Annotated in this window: 5 protein-coding genes and 1 pseudogene; 2 read left to right on the forward strand and 4 right to left on the reverse strand. The window is 69.3% G+C overall.

Annotated features, from left to right (window positions below):
- From ACIKT0_RS12000 to ACIKT0_RS12015, 4 genes are all read right to left on the reverse strand, one after another.
- A partial coding sequence (locus ACIKT0_RS12000) for an ABC-type transport auxiliary lipoprotein family protein (RefSeq protein ID WP_407105564.1) occupies nucleotides 1-628 on the reverse strand: 628 nt, incomplete at its 3' end.
- Nucleotides 629-642: 14 nt separating this feature from the next.
- On the reverse strand, nucleotides 643-2,223 hold the full coding sequence (locus tag ACIKT0_RS12005) for an MlaD family protein (protein WP_407105566.1): 1,581 nt from the start codon (nucleotides 2,221-2,223) through the stop codon (nucleotides 643-645).
- 14 nt (nucleotides 2,224-2,237) lie between these two features.
- Nucleotides 2,238-3,053, reverse strand: a complete 816-nt coding sequence (locus tag ACIKT0_RS12010) for an ABC transporter ATP-binding protein (protein WP_407105568.1) — start codon at nucleotides 3,051-3,053, stop codon at nucleotides 2,238-2,240.
- Nucleotides 3,053-4,204 (reverse strand): MlaE family lipid ABC transporter permease subunit, encoded by a 1,152-nt coding sequence (locus ACIKT0_RS12015; protein ID WP_407105569.1) that lies wholly within the window; start codon nucleotides 4,202-4,204, stop codon nucleotides 3,053-3,055. Before ACIKT0_RS12015 ends, ACIKT0_RS12010 begins: the two co-directional genes overlap by 1 nt.
- Nucleotides 4,205-4,300: 96 nt before the next feature.
- Here ACIKT0_RS12015 and dgcN point away from each other — a divergent pair, with 96 nt between their 5' ends.
- Together dgcN and ACIKT0_RS12025 are read left to right on the forward strand one after the other, a co-directional pair.
- Nucleotides 4,301-5,308 carry an N-acetyltransferase DgcN gene (gene dgcN / locus ACIKT0_RS12020; RefSeq protein ID WP_407105567.1) on the forward strand — a complete coding sequence of 336 codons (1,008 nt, stop codon included), beginning with the start codon at nucleotides 4,301-4,303 and terminating at the stop codon, nucleotides 5,306-5,308.
- Between the two features lie 37 nt (nucleotides 5,309-5,345).
- Nucleotides 5,346-5,708, forward strand: a pseudogene (locus tag ACIKT0_RS12025) (dipeptide epimerase); the annotation flags it as partial.

Consider the following 5,708-nt stretch of genomic DNA (forward strand, 5'->3'; position numbering starts at 1 on the left):
TCCTGAGAGCACCCCACCCGGCCGGGCTCCGCCCGTCCACCCTCCCCTCTGCGAGGGAGGGAGAAGAAAGGGCGTCAGCCGCGGCGTCCAGCGGCCGGCGGGCCGAAAACACCTCGGCGGCGACGATCTTGCCCGTCTTGTCATTGACGATCTTGGCGGTGAGCTCCGCCTTGGCGAGGCCTGAGCCCGCGTCGACCTCGAAGGCGCGGAGCTCGGTCACGAGCTGGTAGTCCACCGAGAGCCGGTCGCCCGGCCGGCCGACGGAGCCCAGCCGGTTGGCGTTCTCGTACGCCTCGATGATCTTCGCCTGCATCAGCTTCGGGAGCCGGTCGGACCACTGCGCGTTCGGCAGATAGGCCACCTCGCCCGGCTTCGGGTGAACTGCGATCCTCTGGCCGTCGAGCACGGCCACGGCGGCCGGCTCACCAACCACCAGGTTGCCGCGCCCGCGTCCGGCGTCGGGCAGATTGCGGGGCGCCGAAAGATCGAAGGTCGTGGGCGGGGAGCCGCCTGCGAGCAGGCTCGTGCAGCCCGGCAGCGCAAGCACGCCCGCGAGCAGCGCCGCCGCCCGCAGGGCGCGAGGTCCGGCTGCGCCGCGCGGCGCCGGCGTCGTTTCGCTGGTGTTCACCTGCAGCGTCCTTGTCATCGACCGCGATACTCCGGCACGCCGCCGCTTTCGCCGAACAGGAACTGGCGGGGGTTCCGTTTGAGCTCCTGGATCACCGAATCCAGATTGTTCAGCGTACGGCGGCTGTCGGCGACGAAGGCCGAAAGGTCGCGCGTGCCCGAACTAGACAGCCGCGTGACGCCGGCGCTGATCTCTGCGGTCCGGCTCTCGAGCTTGATCGCCAGCTCGCGGATAGCCTGCGAGGTCTTCTGGAAGTCGGCGATCGCGCCCTGCGCTTCGCCGCCGCCCACGAGCTTGCGGGCGTCGTCCAGGAGGCCGTCGAGCTTGTCGGCGGTGCCCGTCAGCCGCGAGGAGATGCTGCGGGCGTCGGCGACGATCTGGTCCACGTTCTGGGCGTTGCGGCCGAGGGCCTCGGCGAAGGCGTTCACGTTGTCGACCGTCGAGCGGATCTTGTCGCCGTCGATCGCCGAGACGGCGCGGTCGATGCTCGCCACCGTGCGGTTGATCGTCTGACCGTCGATCGATGTCGCGAGGCCGGCGACGCCGTCGACGGCGCGATTCACCTTCTCGGGATCGATCGCCGCGACGACCTGCTCGGCGTTGCGCGAGGCGTTCTGGATGTTGTCGATGACGCTGGAGACCTTCGCGGGGTCGATCGACTGGAGCACGGCGGTGAACCGGTCGACGGAAGCGTTGACCTTGCTGGGATCGACGGCCGTGACGATCGCCTGAACCTGCTTCAGGGTGTCCTCGACCCGGGCGCCGGCGCCGCGCAACTGTTCGGCCAGCTGCGCCAGGTCGCCGATCGCCTGATCGACCTTCGGGCCGGCGTTCTTGAGCGAATCCGTGAAGGCGACCGCGTTCGACATGGTCTGGTCGACCTTGTTGACGTCGACCGCGCGGACGAGGTTCTGAACGTCGGTGACCAGCGGCACCAGATGGTCGGCGAGGTTGCCGATCTGGCGCGCGGCGACGCCCGTGTTCTGCATGAAGCCCTTGATGTCGCCGGAGTTCGCGGCGAGCGCCGCCGTGAACGTCTCGACGTTCTGCAACGACCGCTCGATCGAGCCGCGGCTGTTGCCCACCAGGCCCTGAATGTCGCCGAATGTGGTCTGCGCCTGCTGCAGCACCGTGCGCGCGCCCTCCAGGATGTCCTGGAACGCGGAGGCTTCCGCGATCAGCACGGGCGCGTTGTTCGGGTCGCCGTCCTTCGTCGTGACGAGCGGAAGGGCCGGCGCGGTCGGCGAGCCGCCGGTGAGCTGCACGACCGCGCCGCCGGTGAGGCCGGTCATCTCGAGCCGGGCCCGCGTGTCGGTGCGCACAGGCGTGTTCTTGGCGATCTCCACGCGCGCGATGACCTTGGCCGGGTCCTGCGGGTCGAAGTTCAGGTCCACGACGTCGCCGACGCGAATGCCGTTGAACAGCACCGCGGAGCCGGGCGTCAGGCCGGAGACGGCGCCGGGGAACTGGATGCGATAGATCGCACGGTCGCGGTTCTGGCCGATGTCGGAGAACCACCAGACGAAGGCGAAGGCGGCGGCGATGACCGCCAGGGTGAAGGCGCCGATCAGGGCGTGGTTCGCGCGGGTTTCCATCTGTCCGGTTCGCCTCAGGCCGCCGTGGCGCCAATGCCGGCGGCGCGCGCCCGCTCGCCCCGGAAGTACTCTTTCATCCAGGGATCGTCGTTCTTGACCATCTCGGACATCGGGCCGATCGCCAGAACCTTTCCGCCCTTGAGCGCGGCTATGCGGTCGCAGGCGGTGGTCAGCGTGTCCAGGTCGTGGGTCACCAGATAGACGGTCAGGCCCAGGGTCTCCTTCAGGGTCATGATCAGCCGGTCGAACGCGTTCGCGCCGATCGGGTCGAGCCCGGCGGTCGGCTCGTCGAGAAACACGATGTCGGGATCGAGCGCCAGAGCGCGCGCCAGGGCGGCGCGCTTGATCATGCCGCCGGAAAGCTCGGAGGGGAACCGGTCGCCGGCGTCCTGCTTCAGCCCGACCAGATCGATCTTCAGCCGCGCGATCTCCTCCCGCAGCTTCGGGCTGAGCTTGGTGTGCTCGCGGAGCGGCATCTCGACGTTCTGGCGCACGGTGAGGGACGAGAACAGCGCGCCCTGCTGGAACAGCACGCCCCAGCGGCGCTCGATCCCCAGCCGCTCCTCGTCCGTCGCTTCGTCGAGATCGACCCCGAACACCTCGACCTTGCCGGCGCGCTTCGGGGTCAGCCCGATGATCGCGCGCAACGAGACTGACTTGCCGGTTCCGGAAGGTCCCACGACGCCCAGGATCTCGCCCTTGCGGACGTCCATGTCCATGCCGTCGATGACGTTGCGCTCGCCGAAGCCTACGACGAGATCGCGCACGCGGATGACGAGCTCATCCTGGGCGGAGCGGCCGTTGGCGGAATCGGCGGGGGCGTCGTTCATCATATGCCTATCGCCGCGAAGAACATCGCGAACAAGCCGTCGAGAACGATGACGACGAAGATCGACTTCACCACCGAGGACGTCGTCCGCTGACCGAGCGACTCGGCCGAGCCCTTCACCTTCATTCCTTCGGTGCAGGCGATCAGGCCGATCACCAGCGCCATGAAGGGCGCCTTGATGATTCCGACGAAGAAGGTCTGCAGCGACAGCGCGTCCTTGAGCCGTTGCAGGAAGGTGATCGGGGTGATGTCGCCATAGCCCCAGGCCACCAGCCCGCCCCCGAGCAGCGCCGCCATCGCGGCCAGGAAGGACAGCAGCGGCATCGCGATCAGCAACGCCGTGAGGCGCGGCATGGCCAGCACTTCGATCGGGTCGAGGCCCATCGTCCTGAGGGCGTCGATCTCCTCGCGCATCTTCATGGAGCCGATTTCGGCCGTGAAGGCGGAGCCGGACCGGCCGGCGACCATGATGGCGGTCAGCAGCACGCCGAGTTCGCGCAGCACCAGGATGCCGAGCAGGTCGACCACGAACAGGGTCGCGCCGAAATTGCGGAGCTGGAAGATGCTCTGCTGGGCGACGATGGCGCCGACCAGGAACGAGATCAGCGTGATGATCGGCACCGCCTGAAGGCCCACCCGATCGAGGTGCGCCACAGAGGCTGTGAAGCGGAATCGCCAGGGCGCGACGATCATCCGGCCCGTGGTGACCACGACCGCGCCAAGGAACCCCAGGCCCTTCGAGACGTCGGAGCCGGCCGCCTCGACGCGTCCGCCGAACTGGGCGAACCAGGCCACCACGCCGCGGTCGCGCTCGACCGCAGGCGGCGCATCCTGAACTCGCCCGCGCAGAGCCTCCATGAGGCGCGCATGCTGGGGCCGGACGTTGTGAAGCTCCGCGGTCGCTCCCGCGTCCTCCGCGGCTCTCCGCATACGCTCGATGAGCAACGCGCCGACGGTGTCGAGCCGGTCGAGGCCGGAGAGGTCGAACGCGACGGTCTTGCCCTTCGCGATCGAGAAGTCGACGGCTTCGATCTTCGGCTGCAGCAGATCGCCGGTCTCGGCGGTCCACGGGCCAAGCGGCGTCAGCACGAGACCGTCGTCGAATGCCTCGACCTTTAGATCCGCGACGTCTTCCGCAACCTGCACCCGGATTCGCCTGTAATCGCGACGCCTTGCCGGTCAGCGCCCCGCTCGTAATACTCAGCCGCGTCGCGTCCTGTCGAGGCGACCGCCCCTTCGGAGACCTTGGTGGAGATCACGAAGCCTTATCTGTTGTTTCTAGGCGACGCTCCCGACGCGCTTGCGGCCAAAACCGCGACCGGCATCGTCGACTGGCGACGCGACTGGTGCGTCGGCCAGATCCGGCTTCCGGGGTGCAAGGCGGACACGGGGCTGCCGGATCTCGACGTCAGAGAGGCGGTCGCGCGCGGGGCGCGTACGATGGTCATCGGGGTCGTGAACCCCGGCGGATCACTGCCCGAGCACTGGGTCGACCAGATCGTCGCGGCGCTGGAAGCAGGTCTCGACGTCGCGAGCGGCATGCACGAACGCCTAGCCGACCTGCCGCGGATCGCGGAGGCTGCCCGCGCGCATCGCCGTCGCCTGCACGACGTCCGGCGCTCCGATCAGCGGTTCGCGACCGGCAAGGGCGGAAGAAGGCCGGGCCGGCGGCTGCTGACGGTCGGCACCGACTGCTCGGTCGGCAAGAAATACACCGCCCTCGCCCTCGAGGCCGAGATGCGGGCGCGCGGCCTCGACGCGGAGTTCCGGGCGACCGGACAGACGGGGGTGCTGATCGCCGACCGCGGCGTCGCGATCGACGCGGTCGTCGCGGACTTCATCTCGGGCGCGGCGGAATGGCTTACGCCCGCAGCCGCGCCGGACCACTGGGACGTGATCGAAGGTCAGGGGTCGCTGTTCCATCCGTCCTTCGCCGGGGTGACGCTCGGCTTGCTGCACGGCGCGCAGCCGGACGCCTTCGTGGTCTGTCACGAGCCGACCCGGACCACGATGCGCAACGTCGACTTCCCTCTGCCGACCATCTCCGACGTCATCGACGAGACGATCGCGGCGGGACGTCTGACCAATCCGGACATCCGCTGCGTCGGGATCGCGATCAACACCGCGGCGCTGCCGGAGGACGAGGCGCGGGCCACGCTGGACGCCGCCCGGGCGGCGCATGCCCTTCCGGTCTCCGATCCCGTCCGCTTCGGCGTGGCGCCGATCGTGGACCGGCTGCTGGCGGAGTTCTCGTGAGCGCCGCGTGCGCTCACGGGCGGAGGTCGCTCTAGCGTTGCCGATCACCCTCGCCTCCCGGATTGAGCGCTGGCCGGTCGCCGGCGCCTTTTCGATCGCCCGCGGCTCCGTGAGCGAAGTCGTCACCGTCGTCGTCGAACTGTCTGACGGAGCGCGCCGCGGACGCGGAGAGTGTCGCCCCTATGCTCGCTACGGAGAGACGCCGGAGGGCGTGAAGTCCGAGATCGACGCTCTCGCACCCGAGATCGCCTCGGGCCTCGACCGCGCGGCCCTCCAGTCGAGGCTCCCAGCCGGCGCGGCGCGCAACGCGCTGGACTGCGCGTTCTGGGACCTTGAGGCGAAGCGGTCCGGCGTGAGCGTCGCCGCCCTGGCGGGCCTTCCGGAGCCTGCGCCGCTCGTC

The sequence above is a fragment of the Hansschlegelia beijingensis genome (assembly GCF_045505405.1).
GTDB classification, from domain to species: Bacteria; Pseudomonadota; Alphaproteobacteria; order Rhizobiales; family Methylopilaceae; genus Methylopila; species Methylopila beijingensis_A.